This is a genomic window from Amycolatopsis kentuckyensis (assembly GCF_041679295.1).
Taxonomy (GTDB): Bacteria; Actinomycetota; Actinomycetes; order Mycobacteriales; family Pseudonocardiaceae; genus Amycolatopsis; species Amycolatopsis kentuckyensis_A.
The window spans coordinates 25,929-42,455 of record NZ_JBGDMD010000006.1 but is presented as its reverse complement, the minus strand read 5'-3'; the positions used below and the strand labels follow the sequence as shown (position 1 = coordinate 42,455).

18 protein-coding genes are annotated in these 16,527 nt (G+C 70.3%); 14 read left to right on the top strand and 4 right to left on the bottom strand.

Features of this window, described 5'->3' with window-relative positions:
• The 6 genes from ACERZO_RS25360 to ACERZO_RS25335 all read left to right on the top strand — a co-directional run bounded on the left by ACERZO_RS25360 (position 1) and on the right by ACERZO_RS25335 (position 5,109).
• Positions 1-777, top strand: a complete 777-nt coding sequence (locus ACERZO_RS25360) for an ABC transporter substrate-binding protein (protein ID WP_372667265.1) — start codon at positions 1-3, stop codon at positions 775-777.
• On the top strand, positions 774-1,535 hold the full coding sequence (locus ACERZO_RS25355) for an ABC transporter substrate-binding protein (protein ID WP_372667264.1): 762 nt from the start codon (positions 774-776) through the stop codon (positions 1,533-1,535). Before ACERZO_RS25360 ends, ACERZO_RS25355 begins: the two co-directional genes overlap by 4 nt.
• A complete protein-coding gene (locus ACERZO_RS25350) occupies positions 1,536-2,288 on the top strand; it encodes an amino acid ABC transporter permease (RefSeq protein ID WP_372667263.1) in 753 nt (250 codons plus the stop codon).
• The gene (locus ACERZO_RS25345) at positions 2,285-3,025 is read left to right on the top strand and encodes an amino acid ABC transporter ATP-binding protein (protein ID WP_372667262.1); all 741 of its coding nucleotides are present in this window, start codon (positions 2,285-2,287) and stop codon (positions 3,023-3,025) included. The genes ACERZO_RS25350 and ACERZO_RS25345 overlap by 4 nt, the downstream gene beginning before the upstream one ends.
• A 116-nt stretch (positions 3,026-3,141) precedes the next feature.
• Complete coding sequence (locus ACERZO_RS25340; RefSeq protein WP_372667261.1) at positions 3,142-4,089, top strand: cold-shock protein; 948 nt, start codon at positions 3,142-3,144, stop codon at positions 4,087-4,089.
• A 138-nt stretch (positions 4,090-4,227) separates the two neighbouring features.
• Positions 4,228-5,109 carry an MOSC domain-containing protein gene (locus tag ACERZO_RS25335; protein WP_372667260.1) on the top strand — a complete coding sequence of 294 codons (882 nt, stop codon included), beginning with the start codon at positions 4,228-4,230 and terminating at the stop codon, positions 5,107-5,109.
• Here the strand turns inward: ACERZO_RS25335 and ACERZO_RS25330 are convergent.
• Positions 4,992-5,798: an SAM hydrolase/SAM-dependent halogenase family protein gene (locus ACERZO_RS25330; RefSeq protein ID WP_372667880.1), complete on the bottom strand. Its 807-nt coding sequence runs from the start codon at positions 5,796-5,798 to the stop codon at positions 4,992-4,994. The two genes, ACERZO_RS25335 and ACERZO_RS25330, sit on opposite strands and share 118 nt — an antisense overlap.
• A 47-nt stretch (positions 5,799-5,845) precedes the next feature.
• On the opposite strand from ACERZO_RS25330, the gene ACERZO_RS25325 reads away from it, so the two are divergent.
• From ACERZO_RS25325 to ACERZO_RS25315, 3 genes are all read left to right on the top strand, one after another.
• Positions 5,846-6,850 carry a phosphoribosylaminoimidazolesuccinocarboxamide synthase gene (locus ACERZO_RS25325; protein ID WP_372667259.1) on the top strand — a complete coding sequence of 335 codons (1,005 nt, stop codon included), beginning with the start codon at positions 5,846-5,848 and terminating at the stop codon, positions 6,848-6,850.
• Entirely contained in the window at positions 6,771-7,235 is a 465-nt protein-coding gene (locus tag ACERZO_RS25320; RefSeq protein ID WP_372667258.1) for an NADPH-dependent FMN reductase, read from the top strand. Before ACERZO_RS25325 ends, ACERZO_RS25320 begins: the two co-directional genes overlap by 80 nt.
• 74 nt (positions 7,236-7,309) lie before the next feature.
• Positions 7,310-8,005 (top strand): DUF2334 domain-containing protein, encoded by a 696-nt coding sequence (locus ACERZO_RS25315; RefSeq protein ID WP_372667257.1) that lies wholly within the window; start codon positions 7,310-7,312, stop codon positions 8,003-8,005.
• On the opposite strand, the gene ACERZO_RS25310 is transcribed toward ACERZO_RS25315, so the two are convergent.
• Positions 8,002-8,637 (bottom strand): MBL fold metallo-hydrolase, encoded by a 636-nt coding sequence (locus tag ACERZO_RS25310; protein ID WP_372667256.1) that lies wholly within the window; start codon positions 8,635-8,637, stop codon positions 8,002-8,004. The genes ACERZO_RS25315 and ACERZO_RS25310 overlap by 4 nt on opposite strands.
• 256 nt (positions 8,638-8,893) lie before the next feature.
• Between ACERZO_RS25310 and ACERZO_RS25305 the strand changes: the two genes are divergently transcribed.
• Positions 8,894-9,772 (top strand): hypothetical protein, encoded by an 879-nt coding sequence (locus ACERZO_RS25305; protein WP_372667255.1) that lies wholly within the window; start codon positions 8,894-8,896, stop codon positions 9,770-9,772.
• 298 nt (positions 9,773-10,070) lie between these two features.
• Here the strand turns inward: ACERZO_RS25305 and ACERZO_RS25300 are convergent, their stop codons facing one another.
• Positions 10,071-11,003, bottom strand: coding sequence for an ArsR/SmtB family transcription factor (locus ACERZO_RS25300; protein ID WP_372667254.1), 933 nt, complete (start codon positions 11,001-11,003; stop codon positions 10,071-10,073).
• Positions 11,004-11,064: 61 nt separating this feature from the next.
• Here ACERZO_RS25300 and ACERZO_RS25295 point away from each other — a divergent pair, with 61 nt between their 5' ends.
• Positions 11,065-12,204 (top strand): MFS transporter, encoded by a 1,140-nt coding sequence (locus tag ACERZO_RS25295; RefSeq protein ID WP_372667253.1) that lies wholly within the window; start codon positions 11,065-11,067, stop codon positions 12,202-12,204.
• Positions 12,205-12,238: 34 nt separating this feature from the next.
• Complete coding sequence (locus ACERZO_RS25290) at positions 12,239-13,735, top strand: aldehyde dehydrogenase family protein (protein ID WP_372667252.1); 1,497 nt, start codon at positions 12,239-12,241, stop codon at positions 13,733-13,735.
• Positions 13,736-13,815: 80 nt separating this feature from the next.
• Here the strand turns inward: ACERZO_RS25290 and ACERZO_RS25285 are convergent, their stop codons facing one another.
• A complete protein-coding gene (locus ACERZO_RS25285; protein ID WP_372667251.1) occupies positions 13,816-15,390 on the bottom strand; it encodes a GMC family oxidoreductase in 1,575 nt (524 codons plus the stop codon).
• 149 nt (positions 15,391-15,539) lie between these two features.
• Here ACERZO_RS25285 and purS point away from each other — a divergent pair, with 149 nt between their 5' ends.
• Positions 15,540-15,779 carry a phosphoribosylformylglycinamidine synthase subunit PurS gene (purS, locus tag ACERZO_RS25280; RefSeq protein ID WP_372667250.1) on the top strand — a complete coding sequence of 80 codons (240 nt, stop codon included), beginning with the start codon at positions 15,540-15,542 and terminating at the stop codon, positions 15,777-15,779.
• Positions 15,776-16,453 carry a phosphoribosylformylglycinamidine synthase subunit PurQ gene (purQ, locus tag ACERZO_RS25275; protein WP_372667249.1) on the top strand — a complete coding sequence of 226 codons (678 nt, stop codon included), beginning with the start codon at positions 15,776-15,778 and terminating at the stop codon, positions 16,451-16,453. Before purS ends, purQ begins: the two co-directional genes overlap by 4 nt.
• The last annotated feature ends 74 nt before the right edge of the window (positions 16,454-16,527 follow it).

Sequence of the window (16,527 nt, the reverse complement as noted above, 5' to 3'; positions counted from 1 at the left end):
ATGAAGAAACTGATCGTCACCGCGCTGGCCGCCGCGCTCACGCTCACCGCGTGCGGTGGGGGTTCGGACAGCGCTTCCTCGACCCTGCGCGTCGGCACCCTGAGCGACGCGCCGCCGAACATCTTCCTCAAGGACGGCACCTACACCGGGTTCGACAACGAGCTGCTCAAGGACATCGCGGCCAAGCAGAACCTCAAGCTGGAGTTCGCCGCGACCGACTTCTCCGCCCTGCTCGGGCAGGTCGCGTCCGGCCGCTACGACATCGCCAGCTCGGCGATCGCGCAGACCGACGAGCGCAAGAGGACGGTCGACTTCTCCGCGGCCTACGACTTCGAGACGATGAGCATCCAGGCCAAGCAGGGCACGCCGGTCACCGACGAAAAGGGTTTGGCGGGCAAGCGGGTCGCCGTCATCCAGGCGACCGTCGGCGACCACTGGCTGGGCACCACGGTCCCGGACGCGCAGGCCGTCCGGTTCCCCGACTACGCCGCCGCGCTGACCGCGTTGAAGACCGGCGCCGTGGACGCGTACATCCTGGACCAGAGCATCGCCGAGAAGAACGTCACCGACAACCCGGACGCCAAGCTCGTCGTGGTGAAGAGCTTCGTCACCGACGTGCCGCACGGCTTCGCGGTGAAGAAGGGCAACACCGAGCTGCTCGGGAAGATCAACGACGGCCTCAAGAAGGCGATCGCGGACGGCACGTGGCTGAAGCTGCACCAGCAGTTCCTGCCGAACGCGCCGGTGCCGGCCGGGTTCTCCGGGGGTGGCTCGTGAAGAAGACGCTGATCACCGCGGTCGTCGCCATGCTGCTGACCGCGTGCGGCACTTCGGACACCGCGTCGGACACCCTGCGCGTCGGCACGCTCAGCGACTCGAAACCCAACGCCTACCAGGAAAACGGCACCTTCACCGGGTTCGACAACGAGCTGCTCAAGGCCATCGCGCAGAAGGAGGGCCTGAAGCTGGAATTCGTCGCGACCGACTTCTCCGCCCTGCTCGGCCAGGTCGCCAACGGCACCTTCGCCATCGGCAGCTCGGCCATCGCGCAAACCGAGGCCCGCAAGAAGACCGTCGGCTTCTCGGAGCCGTACAACTACCAGGCCCTCGGCATCGCGGCGCGGGACACGGCCGGGATCACCGACGAGAACTCGTTGTCGGGCAAGCGGATCGGCGTCGTCCAGGGCACGGTCTCGGACAACTGGCTGGCGTCCAACGCGCCCGCCGCCCAGGCCGTCCGGTTCCCGAACGACGCCGCCGCGTTGAGCGCGCTCAAGACCGGCGCGGTCGACGGCGCTGTGTTCGACCAAGCCACCGCCGAGGACTACGCGAAGAACAACGCGGGGCTCAAGGTGGCCAAGTCGATCGTCACGACCATCCCGCACGGCTTCGCCGTCAAGAAGGGCGACGACGAACTCACGAAGAAGCTCAACGACGGCATCAAGAAGGTCGTCGCGGACGGGACGTGGCTGAAGGTGCACGACCGGTTCGAGCCGACCGCGCCCGTGCCCGCCGAGTTCAAGCCGGGGCAGTAGATGGAGCAGTTCCTCGACACCTTCCTGAACTGGGAGTACATCTGGCAGGTCTTCCCCGACCTGCTGAAGACGGGCCTGCTCAACACGCTCGTCCTGGCGCTGACGTCCGGGCTGATCGGCATCGTGTTCGGCATGGTGCTGGCGGTCATGGGCCTGTCCACCAAGCGCTGGCTGCGCTGGCCGGCCCGGATCTACACCGACATCTTCCGCGGCCTGCCGGCGATCCTGACGATTCTCGTGATCGGCCAGGGTCTCGGCGTGCTCGCGCGCAACGTCGTCGGCACCAACCCGTACCCGCTCGGCATCCTGGCGCTGAGCCTGATCGCGGCCGCCTACATCGGCGAGATCTTCCGGTCCGGCATCCAGAGCGTCGACAACGGCCAGCTCGAAGCCAGCCGCGCGCTCGGGATGAGCTACGGCAAGGCCATGCTGCTGGTGATCATCCCGCAGGGCGTCCGGCGCGTGCTGCCCGCGCTGGTGAACCAGTTCATCGCGCTGATCAAGGACTCCAGCCTGGTGTACTTCCTCGGCCTGCTGTCCGAGCAGCGCGAGCTGTTCCGCATCGGGCAGGACCTCGCGGCCAACACCGGCAACCTGTCGCCGCTGGTCGCCGCCGGGTTCGTCTACCTGGTCATCACCGTGCCGCTGACGCACCTGGTGAACTACATCGACAAGAAGCTCCGGACCGGCCGCAAGGTGCGCGCCGACGAACCAGAGCTGGACCTCGTGTCCAGTGGAAAGGTCGTGTCGTGACGACGGCCGTGCGATCGTCCAGTGTGGAACTGCGGGACATCCACGTCCGGTTCGGGACGCTGGAAGTCCTGCGCGGCGTGGACCTGCGCGTCGAAAGCGGCAAGACGACGTGCGTCATCGGGCCGTCCGGTTCGGGCAAGTCGACGCTGCTGCGATGCGTGAACCGGTTGCAGGAGCCCGATTCCGGCGACCTGCTGCTCGACGGCGAGTCCGTGATCAAGGCCGACCCGGACGCGCTGCGCCAGCGCGTCGGCATGGTGTTCCAGCACTTCAACCTCTTCGGCCACCGGAGCGTGCTGGACAACATCGTGCTGCCCTTGCGCAGCGTCAAGAAGCTGAGCAAGGAAGAGGCGACGGCGATCGCCCGGGCCCGGCTCGCCGAGGTCGGCCTCGCGGACAAGGCACCGTACCGCCCGAGCGCGTTGTCCGGCGGTCAGCAGCAGCGCGTCGCGATCGCGCGGGCGCTCGCGATGGACCCCGAGGTGATGCTCTTCGACGAAGCCACCAGCGCGCTCGACCCCGAGCTCGTCAAGGGCGTGCTGGACCTGATGGCCGGGCTCGCCTCGCGGGGCCTCACGCTGATCGTGGTCACGCACGAGATGGGCTTCGCGCGGAGCGTGGCCGACGAGGTCGCGTTCATGGACGCGGGCAAGATCGTCGAGCAGGGTCCGCCGGCACAGCTCTTCGACGACCCGCAGAGCCCCCGCCTGCAGCGATTCCTGTCACAAGTCCTCTAAGAACTGGTCTCAAAACTCGGCGTGTCGCCGCCCGCCTGTGGGCCCGCTCCGACGGACCGGAGGTCTGTCAGAGAGAATGGGGGGCCAGTGCCCGCCCTCTCGACCTGGAGCCGTTGATGCCGCAAGGGACCGTCCGTTGGTTCGACGCCGAACGGGGTTTCGGCTTCCTCGCGCCCGAGGACGGCTCGCCGGACGTGTTCGTGCACGCCTCCGAGATCGTCGGGGACGGCGGCGCGAAAATGCTCCGCGAGGGTCAGGCCGTCGTGTTCGAGGTCGGCGAGAACGACCGCGGGCCCCAGGCGCTGCGCGTTCGCGTCACCGCCGATGCGGCCACCGGCAGCGCCGTGGGCCTGCTCGGCACCATCAACTGGTACGAGCCGGGCAAGGGGTACGGCTTCGCGTCGCCGGACGGCGGCGGCGCCGACATCTTCGTGCACAGCTCCGCCATCGTGACCGGCGGCGTGGTCACCGAGGGGCAGCGGGTGGCCTTCCTGATCGTCGAAGGCGAGCGCGGCCCGCAGGCCGGGCACGTGATCCCGCTGGGAGCAGGGGCCGGCTCATCCGCCGCGGCTGGTGTCGCGGACGGTGCCGACGGCACGGTGGCCTGGTACGACGAGGACAAGGGCTTCGGCTTCATCAACCCCGACTCCGGTGCCGGGGACGTCTTCGTTCACGCCCGGGCCCTGGCCGAGGGGCTGACGTGGCTCGCGGAGGGCGACCGCGTCGCCTACGAGGTGGCCAGTGGAGACAAGGGCCCGCAGGCCCGCGACGTGCACCTGGTCCGGGGCGCCGAGCCCCAGACGGCGCCGCGGCGGCCGGCACCTGCCGCGGCCGCGGGGCCGGCGGTGCGGGACGTGCCCGTACGAGGCGGCGAGGGCGTCGTCGCGCGCTACGACAGCGACCGCGGCTTCGGCTTCATCACCCCGGACGCGGGCGGCGACGATCTCTTCGCCCACGTGTCCGTGGTCATGGGGTCGGAGCCGCTGCAGAAGGGTGACCGGGTCCGGTACGCGGTGCGTCAGAGCGACCGGGGCCCGCAGGCCGACCGCGTCGAACGCCTCTGAAGAGGCGCGGCTGCTGCCTTCTCCAGGAGATGGTGCGTTCGACGACCCAGCGGACCCGGCCGAGGCGGGACTTGCCACGGCTGCCCACGATCGACGACAGCGGGCTTCGCTGGTCACGCCCGCGGGTAGCCTGCGGGCATGGCGAGGATCGCGCGGTTGACGTACTACCCGGTCAAGGGCTGCGCCGGCACCGACGTGCCGGTGGCCGAGGTCACCCCGGCCGGGCTGGCGCACGACCGCGTCTTCCAGGTCGTCGCGCCCGACGGTGACTTCCGCAGCCAGCGCCGGTACCCGGTGCTGGCCGCGGTCCGGCCGCGGGTGCTCGGCGACAAGCTCGCGCTGTCCGCGCCCGGCCGCGACGACCTCGAAATCGACATCCGGCGCGACGGCCCGCGGCACCCGGGCTCGACGTTCTCGTGGCACGGCGAAGGCATCCACCAGGGCGACGCGGCCGCGGAATGGTTCTCGGACCTGCTCGGCCTGCCCTCGGTGCTGATCGGCGTCGCGCCGGACCACGAGCGCGTGACGGGCGGCGAGACGCCCGGCACGGCCGCGTTCGCCGACGGGCACGCGCTGCTCGTCGCCAGTGAGTCCTCTTTGGACGGCCTGAACGCGCGGATCCTCGAGCACGGCGGCGAACCCGTGCCGATGGACCGCTTCCGCCCCAACGTGGTCGTCTCCGGCTGGCTCGACCCGCACACCGAGGACGAGGTCCGCACGATGACCGCGGGCACCGCGGAGTTCGGCTACGCCAAGCAGTGCGTGCGCTGCACGGTCCCGATGGTCGACCAGGAGACGGGCAAGAAGGCCGGCCCCGAGCCGATCCGGACGCTCGCCGGGTACCGCCGCCACCCGGACGGCGGGGTGACGTTCGGGATGAAGGCCGCGGTACTGAGGCCGGGTCAGCTCGCGGTCGGCGACGAGGTGATCGTGCACTCCTGGGCCGGCCCGAGCCCGAGCACCGCCGCGGCCGAACCGCCGTTGACGGCGACGGCGAGCCGGCCCGCCGAGTCGGTGTAGAGCACGCTCGCCCCGGCCGGGACGTCGGCGAAGGTCCGGCCGATCTCGGTCGTCACCGCGACCCGCTCGCTGTGCACGGACACCGCGCCCGACAACCCCGACAGCTCCAGGTCGGCCGGCGTCGCCGCGAGCTGGACGTTGCCGAAGTGGTCGACCGTCAGCACCTCCGACACCAGCTTCCCGGGGAACGCCGCGACGAAGGGCTCCGGCAGCTCGACCAGGTCGTCGACGCGGGCGCCGAACTCGCCCGGCGCGACCCCCAGCGCCAGGTGCGCGGCCGCGGGCGCGAAGACGTCCCGTCCGTGGAACGTCGCCGACGTGACCGGCAGCCGCAGCGACGGCTCGGCCAGCTCGTAGGCCTCCCGGACCCCGCCGAGGGCATGCGCGGCGGGCAGCAGGAGGCCGTTGTCCGGCCCGACCAGCAGCCCACCTTCGGCGACGACGACCACGCCGAGCCGGGCCGTCCCGACGCCCGGGTCGACGACGGCGACGTGCACCGCTTCCGGCAGGAACGGCACGGTCTGGGCCAGCGCCATCGCGCCGTGCCGGATGTCCTGGGGTGGCACCTCGTGGGTGATGTCGATCACCCGCACGGCGGGCGCGAGCCGCGCGATCACGCCGTGGCAGGCCGCCACGAAGCCGTCGCGCAGGCCGTAGTCGGTCGTCACCGAGATCCAGTCGTACGCCATGTGAGCATCATCCATGGTGGCGGAGGGTGCCCGTTAGGGTTCAGCGCGTGACACCCCTCCCCACCCCCGAGCGGCTCGCCTCCGGCAAGGTCCGCGACCTCTACGCCGTGGGCGACGACCACCTGCTGGTCGTCGCCTCCGACCGCATTTCGGCTTTCGAGCGCGTGTTCCCCACGCCCGTCCCGGACAAGGGCCGGGTGCTCACCGCGATGAGCGTGTTCTGGTTCCGCGAACTGGCCGACGTCGTCCCGAACCACCTGGTCGCCTGCGAAGGGCGCCGGATCCCGAAGGCGTTCCGCGGCCGGGCGCTGCTGGTCGAGCGCCTGAAGATGCTGCCGGTGGAGGCCGTCGTCCGGGGTCACCTTGCCGGGCGCGGGTACGCGGAGTACCGCAAGTCCGGTTCGGTGTGCGGGGTCGCGCTGCCGCCGGGGCTCGCCGAGTCCGAGCGGCTGCCGGAGCCGATCTTCACGCCGTCCACGAAAGCGTTCCCCGGCGAGGTCGACGAGCACCTCGACTTCGGGACGTTCGCGGAGATCCTCGGCCGCCCGCTCGCCGAGAAGGTCCGGGAGGCCTCGCTCGAGCTGTACCGCCGCGGTGCCGCGCGGGCCGCGGAACAGGGCCTGCTGCTGGCCGACACCAAGTTCGAGTTCGGCGTCCGCCGCAACGGCGAGCTCGTGCTCGCCGACGAGCTGCTGACCCCGGACTCGGCGCGCTACTGGCTGGCCGACGGCCACCGCCCCGGCCGCCCGCGCCCGTCGTTCGACAAGCAGCACGTGCGCGACTGGCTGGTCGGGCCGTCGTCGGGCTGGGACTGCGTGTCCACGCTGCCGCCGCTGCCCCCCGAAGTGGTGACGGCCACGCGCGACCGGTACATCGAGGCGTACCACCGCGTCACCGGGCTTTCGCTGGCAGACTGGCCTCGTGATCCTGCTGATCTGCGGCAGCCTGCGAGCAGGCTCGGGCAATGCGGCGGTGCTGGGGACCGTCGCGACCCTCACCGCGAGCAAGACGTACACCGGCCTCGGCGACCTGCCGCACTTCAACCCCGATGACGACCGCGACCCGCTGCACCCGGCCGTCGCTTCGCTGCGGGCGGCGATCAAGGAGGCGGACGCGATCCTGATCTGCACCCCGGAGTACGCGGGTGGCCTGCCGGGCTCGTTCAAGAACCTCCTGGACTGGACGGTCGGCGGCGGCGAGATCTACGGCAAGCCGGTCTCGTGGATCAACGCGTCGTCGGTGGCGGCCCCGACGGGCGGCCGCGACGCGCACGACTCGCTGCGCAAGGTGCTGACGTACGCGGGCGCGAAGATCGTCGAAGAGGCGTGCGTGCGGATCCCGATCGCGCGCGTGGACGTCGCCGACGGCCAGGTCGCCGACCCCGACCTGCGGGGCCGAATCGCGGTGGCGGTGTCGCGGCTGCGCGAGGGCGCCTGACCCTTCCGGCAACGGACGCTCGCCCGTTCTGCGCAGTTCACGGCGACGTCAGACGCGTGCGTCCCAATGGTGGCGTGGACGCTCGCTTGCTGGTTTCGCTGTCGGGAATCACCCCACGCACGCTGCACCGGTGCGCCGACCTCGCGGCCGAGCTCGACCGCCGCCGGGTCCCGCTGTCTCTGCTGTACGCCGCCCGCACCGGCGAAGGCCCGGTGACGGAGTGGGTGCGCACGCGCGCCCGCCGCGGCGATTCCGTGCTGCTGCACGGCTACGACCACACCGTCACGCCCACGCACCGCACGGTGTACCTGGGCAAGAAGGCGGAGTTCGCGACGCTGCCGGCGCACGAGGCGCGCCTGCGGCTGATCGCGGCGAAGGCGGCGCTGGACACCGCGGGCCTGTCGGTCGACGGCTTCGCGCCGCCACGCTGGATCGCCTCCCAGGGCACGCTGCAGGCGCTCGCCGAGCACGGCTTCCGCCTGTGCGCGGACCTCGGCGCGGTCCGCGACCTGGTGACCGGCGAGGTGCTGCGGGCGCGGGTCCAGGAGTTCACGAGCCAGTCGCACCGCACGGAGACGGTGCGCTGCTTCGCGCTGGTGCTGGCGGCGGCGCGGTCGGCCCGCCGGGGCGGGCTGGTCCGGCTGGGGGTGGAAGCCACGGACCTGACCCGCCCCGGTCTCCGCCAGGCGCTGCTGGACGCGGTGGACGTCGCTCTCGAGAACCGCGCGTTCGGCGCGACTTACGGCTCGTTGCGAGCGGTGGCCGCTTAGAACTTCGCGGGTTCGGCCCGTTCGAGCACCTTGACCTCGGTGCCTTCCGGCGCGAGGTTCCCGAAGAGGCCGTAGTGCATGGCCGGGTTGGCGAGCACGGCTTCGTGGATCGGCACGGCCACCCGCGGCGCGACGGCCCGCAGGTAGTCGACGGCTTCGCCGGCCTTGAGCCACGGCGCCCCGGTCGGCAGGCCGAGCACGTCGATCTTCTGCTCGGGCACGAAGAACGAGTCGCCGGGGTGGAAGAAGGCGCCGTCGTCGAAGACGTACCCGATGTTCGGGATGACCGGGATGTCGGCGTGGATGACGGCGTGCTGACCGCCGACGGCCTTGATCGAGGTGTCCCCGACGGCGAACGCATCACCCACATTGGCGACGTCGAACGGGACACCGAGCTTTTCGACCTCGGGCGCGGACCCGGGGTCGACGATCAGCTTGGCGTCCGGGTTGGCTTCGAGGACCTTCGGCAGCCGCTCGACGTCGAGGTGGTCGAAGTGCTGGTGCGTGACCAGCACGGCGGACAGCTCCCGCTCGCCCTCGAACCCGGTGGAGAACGCCCCGGGGTCGATCAGGATCCGCTCGGAGCCGGTCTCCAGCAACAGGCAGGCGTGTCCGAAATGGACGATACGCATCGTTGGTTCTCCTTTACGGGGGATCGTTTTCCAGCCTAGTCCTGGACGCCTCCGCCTCGCCAACACGCACAGTCGCCGACCATCGGCCCAGCCTCGGCAGCGGAGAGGTAACCCGCGAGTTCGGTGACGCTCAGTCCGTCTTTTCGATAATTGTCCTTGATATGTCCACCCCGAACGGAGCAAGCTCGTCGAATTGCGGCCTTATGGATTATCCTGATGCGTCCTGAACTCGTCGAGGTGAGGGGCGGGTGTCCGAATGCTCAAAAGCTTCCTCGGCTGGCTCCGGGACTACGTCGTCTACACCGGCATTGTGGGTCTGGCGGAGGGCGTGCTCGGGATCCTCGCCTTCGGTGGTCTGCTCAGTGCGTTGCTGGGGAATACCGCGATAAAGGCAGGCGCGATCGTCGCAGTTCTGCTCGGGGTGATCGGGTTGTACATCCTGCTCATCGCGAATCGGGTCGAATGGCGGTCACGAACGGAACTCGACCGTCGGCTGCTCCAGTACTACTGCAACGTCCTCAAGGAGCGGCATGGTCACTCGTGGAGGATCGCCAGCTGGGTGGAGTCCGCCGCGGTGCGGCCCAACGGCGACGCGAGCGAGGTGATCACCGTCAAGGCGATCGTCGAATGCGACCTGCTCGACTTCTTCGCCATTCGCACCGGTGCGGGCTGGCATCAATCCGAACAGGCGCGCCGCAAGGTCAAGGTGGATGTCAAGTCGCTTGAGGTGGACGGCATCGGCGGAACACGGCGGGATGCGACTTCCACCTGGCTCAATGATGACCGGCTGGAGATAATCGCCCATTTCGGCAGTCCCGCCAGGCGTGGCGACGAGATCGTGATGGTGATCGAGAAAGAATGGCCAGGAAAGTGTGCTCCACTTATGCGAGACCGGCAGCCGGACGAATTCGCCTTGCGGTTCGCGTGCGTCACCGACTACCTGGAGTACGTGGTTCAACTACCGGAAGGCAGTGATGTCGCCTGCGACGCGATCGGGCTGGTCAAGGACCAGCACGACTACTCGCTCACCGTCCGACGCAACGGTGTCGGGCCGACAGAGGTGTGTTTGGTGGTGAGGAACATCCCGCCACGCCTTCGGGTCGGGATGCGCCTCGACCTCAAGAAGGCGAGGTAGCCCGTCCGAGCGACGGGGCCTCTTACTGCTGTTGCGGGGCGGGAACTACGTGTCTCCGCCTTCGCCACCTTGGTGATTCATGCCCATCCTAGAACTCGACATCGTGGAAGCCTCGGCAGCCGGTTCCGGCCCGAGGGTCGGAACTGTAGCGCTTCGGAGGCCTTTGCGCTCCCTTATCGCACAAACTGATGACCCCGTTACTTTACCCTTACTGACCGTGTGCGAACCTTCGGGTCGGGTCGGTAGTAATGAAGCACGATTCGCTAGTCGTCGAGTCAAGAATGGATCGAAGAGTTCCTCACAGCTTCCCCGTCAGCAAGGCGTCGCCCAGCTCCGTGCGCCGGTACAGCACTCGATGCCCCCGGCGTTCCGACGCCAGCAACCCCGCCGCGCGCAACGCCGTGAGGTGCGCCGAAACCGTCGCCGGGGCCAAGCCGTGCCGTCCCGCCAGCTCCGTCGTCGCCGCCGGGCGGTCCAGGCTCGTCAGCAGCAGCGCCCGGGTGCGGCCGAGGACCTCGGCCAGCGCCTCCGGCGGGTCGGCCGAGGATTCCCACAGCGCGGCCACGCCCCGCGCCGGGTACAGCAGCGAAACCTGCCACGGCGGCACCGTCACGACGCCGACGTTCGGCCACGCGAACACCGCCGGGATCAGCAGCAACCCGCGCGAATCCAGCTGCAGCCGCTCGCGCGCCCGGAGGTCGACCAGGACCGACGTCTCCGACAGCCGCACGCGCGGGTGCAGGCCGGCCAGCATCGCCGCGATCCCGCCGGATCCCAGCTGCCGCGTCCGGTACGCGATGTCCGCCGCCAGCAGCTCGCGCAGCCTCGGCCACTCCGGGGCCAGCAGCGCGTTCCACACGATCTCGAGCTGGTCGGCCAGCAGGTCGCGCGCGGCAGCCGGGTCGGCCGGCAGCCGCGACAGGTCCGCGTCGACCATCCCCAGCTCCAGCGCCACCTGCGCCGGCGGCGTCGCCCGCACGGCCTGGAGCTGCGCCTGCGCGGTGGTTTCCGGGCCGGCGGGCGGCGGGCTCAGGAACTCGGTGATGTAGTGCCGCGCGCTCAGCACCGCGGCCAGCTCGGGCACGTCGGGAACGTCCGGCAGCCACGGCAGGTGCGCCGGGTGCCGCCGGACGCCGAGCAGCGTCTGGACGGCGCCCAGCACCTCCTCCAACGGCGAGATCGCGAACCGGACGCGTTGCGCGCCGGCCGCCGTCAGAACCAGCTCGATCATCGGTGATTCGCCCTCACCCGAATCAGTGTGCCTCCTAGGAGCGGCGAACGACGCTACCGGCATGTCGTTGTTCACCCATCGCGCCTACTGGCGCTGGTCGGCGGGCGTCCAGTTCGCCCGGCTGCCGGCGACCATGGCGCCGCTCGCGTTCACCCTCCTGACCACCGCGACGACCGGCTCCTACCGGCTCGGCGGCGTGCTGATGTCGGTCTTCGTCGCCGCCGAGATGCTGTGCGCGGTGCCGGTCGGGCGGCTGCTCGACCGCGTCGGCCCGTCGCGGGGCCTGCCCGCGCTGCTCCTGCTGACCGCCGCCGGCTACGTCGTGCTGGCGCTGGCCGCGGACGCTCCCGCACCCGTCTTGATCGCGCTCGTCCTGCTGCCCGGCATCGCGGGCGGCGCGTTGTCGGGCGGCTTCCGGACGCTGCTCGCGGACACCGTCGACGACGAACTGCTGCCACGCGCGATCTCCGTCGACGCGATGCTCCTCGAAGGCGTGCTCATCGGCGGTCCGGCGCTGGTCGCGCTGCTCGACCTGGCCGGCACGTTCGTCCCGCTCGCCGCCATGGCGGTCGCGTGCCTGGCGGCGGCGCTGCTCGTCCCGCGTGGTGTTCGCGAGCACGAACGGGTGGAATCCGGCGACGACGTCCCGCCGGCGCGGCTCGTCACCTACCTGCCGTGGCTGGGCTGCGCGTTCACCGTCGGGCTGCTGCTGTCGACGATCGAGGTGGCGCCGCTCCCGCTGGTCCAGCGGCTCGGCGCGCCCGAGACGGTGGCGCCGGTCGTGATCGCCGTGCTGAGCGGGGCGAGCATCGCGGGCAGCGCGCTCTACGCGTGGCGCGGGAAGACCGGTGACCCGCGGCTGTTCCTCGCCGGGTTCGTCGTCGGCGGGCTCACCCTCGCGGGCGGCCTCGGCTGGGCCGGGCTCCTCGGCTCGGTGGCCCTGATCGGCGCCTGCACGGGTCCGCTGGTGGCCGCCACCTCGGTCAACCTGCAGCGGCTGCTGCCGAAGAACCGCAGGTCAGCCGGGTTCTCGTTGTCGTTCACGGTGCAGGCGGCCGGCTTCGGGCTGGGGTCGCTGGCGGTGGGCGTGCTGCCGCTGTGGGTCACCCCGTTGTTCGGTGTCTTTGCCGCGGCGATCGCCGGTGGAATGCTGGTGGCGAAGCCCGCGCGAGCTATTGGCACGATGTCAGTAACGTCGTAACCTGGGCTGACCCGCGACCTCCAGGGAGACGCCGATGACTGCCGTCCAGCCGAAGCCGACGTCGGTCGGCGAGACCTTCGACTCGCTCAGCCCGGCGACCGACGAGGTGGTCGGAACCTACCCCGTCCACAGCGCCGAAGACGTCCAGGCGGCCGTCGAGCGAGCGCGTGTCGCGGCGAAGTGGTGGGAAGAGCTGGGCTTCGCGGGGCGCGCCGAACGGCTCCGCGCGTGGAAGGGCGTGCTGACGCGGCGGCTGCCGCAGCTGTGCCAGGTGGTCCGCGACGAGACCGGAAAGCCGATCGCGGACGCGCAGCTCGAAAGCGTCCTGGCCATCGAGCACATCGCGTGGGCGGGCAAGCACGCTCGCAAGATCCTCGGGAAGCAGAAGCGCTCGGCCGGCCTGCTGATGTCGAACCAGGCGGCGACCGTCGAGTACCAGCCGCTGGGCGTGGTCGGCGTGATCGGCCCGTGGAACTACCCGGTGTTCACGCCGCTGGGCTCGATCGCGTACGCGCTCGCGGCGGGCAACGCCGTGGTGTTCAAGCCGAGCGAGTACACGCCGGGTGTCGGGAAGTGGCTGGTCGACGCGTTCGCCGAGATCGTCCCGGAGCAGCCGGTGCTGCAGCTGATCACGGGCTTCGGCGAGACGGGCGCGGCGCTGGTCGGCGCGGGTGTGGACAAGATCGCGTTCACCGGCTCGACGGCGACGGGCAAGCGCATCATGGCGGCCGCGGCCGAGACGCTCACGCCGGTGGTCATCGAGGCGGGTGGCAAGGACCCGGTCCTGGTCGACGCGGACGCGGACCTGGACGCGGCGGCCGACGCGACGGTGTGGGGAGCGTTCTCGAACTCGGGCCAGACGTGCATCGGCGTCGAGCGAGTGTACGTCCACGAGAAGGTCCACGACGAGTTCGTCGCGAAGGTGGTCGAGAAGTCGAAGGACGTGCGGGCGGGCTCGGACGAGGCGGCCCAGTACGGCCCGGTGACGATGCCTTCGCAGCTTTCGGTCATCAAGCGCCACATCCAGGACGCCCTGGCCCGAGGAGGCAAGGCGGTCCTGGGAGGCGAGGAAGCGGTCGGCGACCGCTACGCGCAGCCGACGGTGCTGATCGACGTCCCGGAGGATTCGGAAGCGGTCACGGAGGAGACGTTCGGCCCGACGGTGACGATCGCCAAGGTCGCGTCGATGGACGAAGCGGTCGAGAAGGCCAACAGCACGAAGTACGGCTTGGGTTCGACGGTGTTTTCGAAGTCCCGAGGGGTGGAGCTGGCGGAGAAGCTGCGCACGGGCATGACGGCGATCAACGCGCCGCTGTCGTTCGCGGGCATCGCGTCCTTGCCGTTCGGCGGGGTCGGGGATTCGGGCTTCGGGCGGATCCACGGTCCGGAGGGGCTGCGCGAGTTCGCCCGCACGAAGGCGATCGCCCGGCAGCGGTTCACGGCCCCGTTGACGTTGACATCGTTCAGCCGCAAGGAATCGACGGACGCACTGGTGGCCAAGCTGGTCACCATCCTGCACGGCAAGCGCTGACGCAGTTCCGGGGCTGTGGACAACTCGCGTCCACAGCCCCGGAACCGCGCCGGTTTTGTCGGTGGTCCCCGGTAAAATGGTTACCGGGGGGCCGAGGCCCGCCCTCGAATCAGATCCGCGCCCTTCTCCGCCACCATGATCGTCGGCGCATTGGTGTTCCCGCGCGGCACCACCGGCATCACCGACGCGTCCACAACCCGCAGCCCCTCAACCCCCTGAACCCGCAGCTGCGGATCGACCACCGACCCGATCGAGCAAGTCCCGACCGGGTGATAAAGCGTCTGCGTGTTCTCCCGAATGTGCTCCGCCAGCTCGGAATCGCTCAGATCGTGCCGCGCAGGCAGGAACGGCTGGTCCAGGAACCGCTTCAGCGGACCGGAACGACCGATCTCGATCAGCGCCCGCAACCCGGCGATCATCTTGTCCATGTCCACCGATTCCGCGTAGTACGCCGGGTCGATTTCCGGCTTCCACAACGGATTGGCCGACTTCAACCGCAGCCGGCCGCGGCTCGCGACGTCCACCAGCGTCGCCGCCGACGTGAACCCCGGGACCGTCGGCTCGCGCATGCCGTTGTCGTAGAACAGCGTCGGCGCGACGTGGATCTGCATGTCCGGCGCCGGCAGCCCGTCGGTCGTCGGGAAGAACGCGCCCGCCTCGCCGATGTTCGACGCCAGCGGCCCGCGTTTCGTCAGCTGGTAGCGGACGAGACCGCCCGGCGTCGCCGCGTCGACCAGGTCGGTCGTGCCGCGTGTCGACCAGATGATCCCGCACGCCGGGTGGTCGTGCAGGTTCTCGCCGACGCCCGGCAGCGCCGCGACGACGTCGACGCCGTGCTCGCGCAGGTGCTCGGCCGGGCCGACCCCCGACACCATCAGCAGCTGCGGCGAGTTCACCGCGCCACCGCTCAGGATGACTTCGGCCGACGCCCGCGCGGTCGTCTCGACCCCGTTGTCCAAATAGGACACGCCGACCGCGCGCGTGCCCTCGAAGACGACGCGGGTCGCCGGCGCGCAGGTCTTCACCGTGAGGTTCGGCCGCTCCAACGCGGGCCGCAGGTACGCGTCGGCGGTCGACCAGCGGCGGCCCTTCTTGCAGGTGACCTGGTAGACGCCGGCGCCTTCCTGGCTCTCGCCGTTGAAGTCGTCGGTGCGCTTGAGCCCCCACGCGACGGCGGAGTCGACCCACGCCGTCGACAGCTCGTGGGTGAAGCGGCGGTCCTCGACGTGGAGCGGGCCGTCGGTGCCGTGCAGGGGCCCGTCGAGCCGCTGGTTGCCCTCGGCGCGCTTGAAGTACGGGAGGACGTCGTCCCAGCCCCAGCCTTCGGCGCCGTGGGAATCGCGCCAGCCGTCGTAGTCGGCGCGGTTGCCGCGGATGTAGATCATCGCGTTGATCGACGAGCAGCCGCCGAGCATCTTGCCGCGCGGCCAGTAGGCCGTCTTGCCCGTGTGCTTCTGCTCGACCGTCTCGTAGTTCCAGTCCCACTTGGTCTTGAACAGGCCGGGGAACGCGGCCGGGATGTGGATTTCGTCGGCGGTGTCCTCCGCGCCCGCTTCGAGCAGCAGGACCTGGGCGGACGGATCCTCGGTGAGCCGGTTCGCCAGCACGCACCCGGCGCTCCCGGCGCCGACGATCACGTAGTCGTAGGAGTCCACAGTGCCTCCACAGCTGTTGGCGCGATGTCAACGACTCATCATGGCGCAGCGCGGCGCGTACGGCCAGTCTAGGTCCTCGCGGCCTGCCGAACTGGGTGAACTATGCTCGCGGGGTACCCACGACCTGCGTGAATAAGGAGCAGCCTGCCGTGGCCCGAGTCGTTGTCGACGTCATGCCGAAGCCCGAAATCCTCGACCCGCAGGGGCAGGCCGCGCTCGGCGCCGCCGGTCGCCTCGGCTTCACCGGGATCAAGGAGATCCGCCAGGGCAAGCACTTCGAGCTCGAGGTCGACGACACGGTCGACGACGCGACGCTCGAGAAGATCGCCGAGGGCTTCCTCGCGAACCCGGTCATCGAGCAGTGGACGATCACCCGGGTGGACGCGTGAGCGCGCGCATCGGCGTCATCACGTTCCCGGGCACGCTCGACGACGGCGACGCGGCCCGCGCGGTCAAGTACGCCGGCGCGGAGGCGGTGCCGCTGTGGCACGCGGACGAGAACCTGCACGACGTCGACGCGGTCGTCGTCCCGGGCGGCTTTTCCTACGGCGACTACCTGCGCGCGGGCGTGATCGCCCGGTTCGCGCCGGTGATGACGCCGGTGATCGAAGCGGCGCGCGGCGGCATGCCGGTGCTCGGCATCTGCAACGGGTTCCAGATCCTGTGCGAGGCCGGGCTGCTGCCGGGCGCGATGATCCGCAACCAGGGCCTGCACTTCATCTGCCGCGACCAGTGGCTGCGGGTGGAGAACACCGACACGGCGTGGACCACGCGGTACGACGCGGGCGCGGAGATCCTCATCCCGATGAAGAACATCGACGGGTGCTACGTGGCCGAGCAGTCCACTTTGGACGAGCTCGAGGCCGAGGGGCGCGTGGTGTTCCGCTACGTCGGCGGCAACCCGAACGGGTCGCGCAACGACATCGCCGGCATCCGGTCGGCGAACGGCCGGGTGGTCGGGTTGATGCCGCACCCGGAGCACGCGATCGATGCGTTGACCGGGCCGTCGGACGACGGGCTGGGCATGTTCTTCAGCGCGGTGGACGCGCTGGTCAAGGCTTAGGGCTCCGCCCCCGGTTTCCAGCTTATCGGGGGCCACCGACAGTTCCGGGGCTGTGGACACGAGTTGTCCACAGC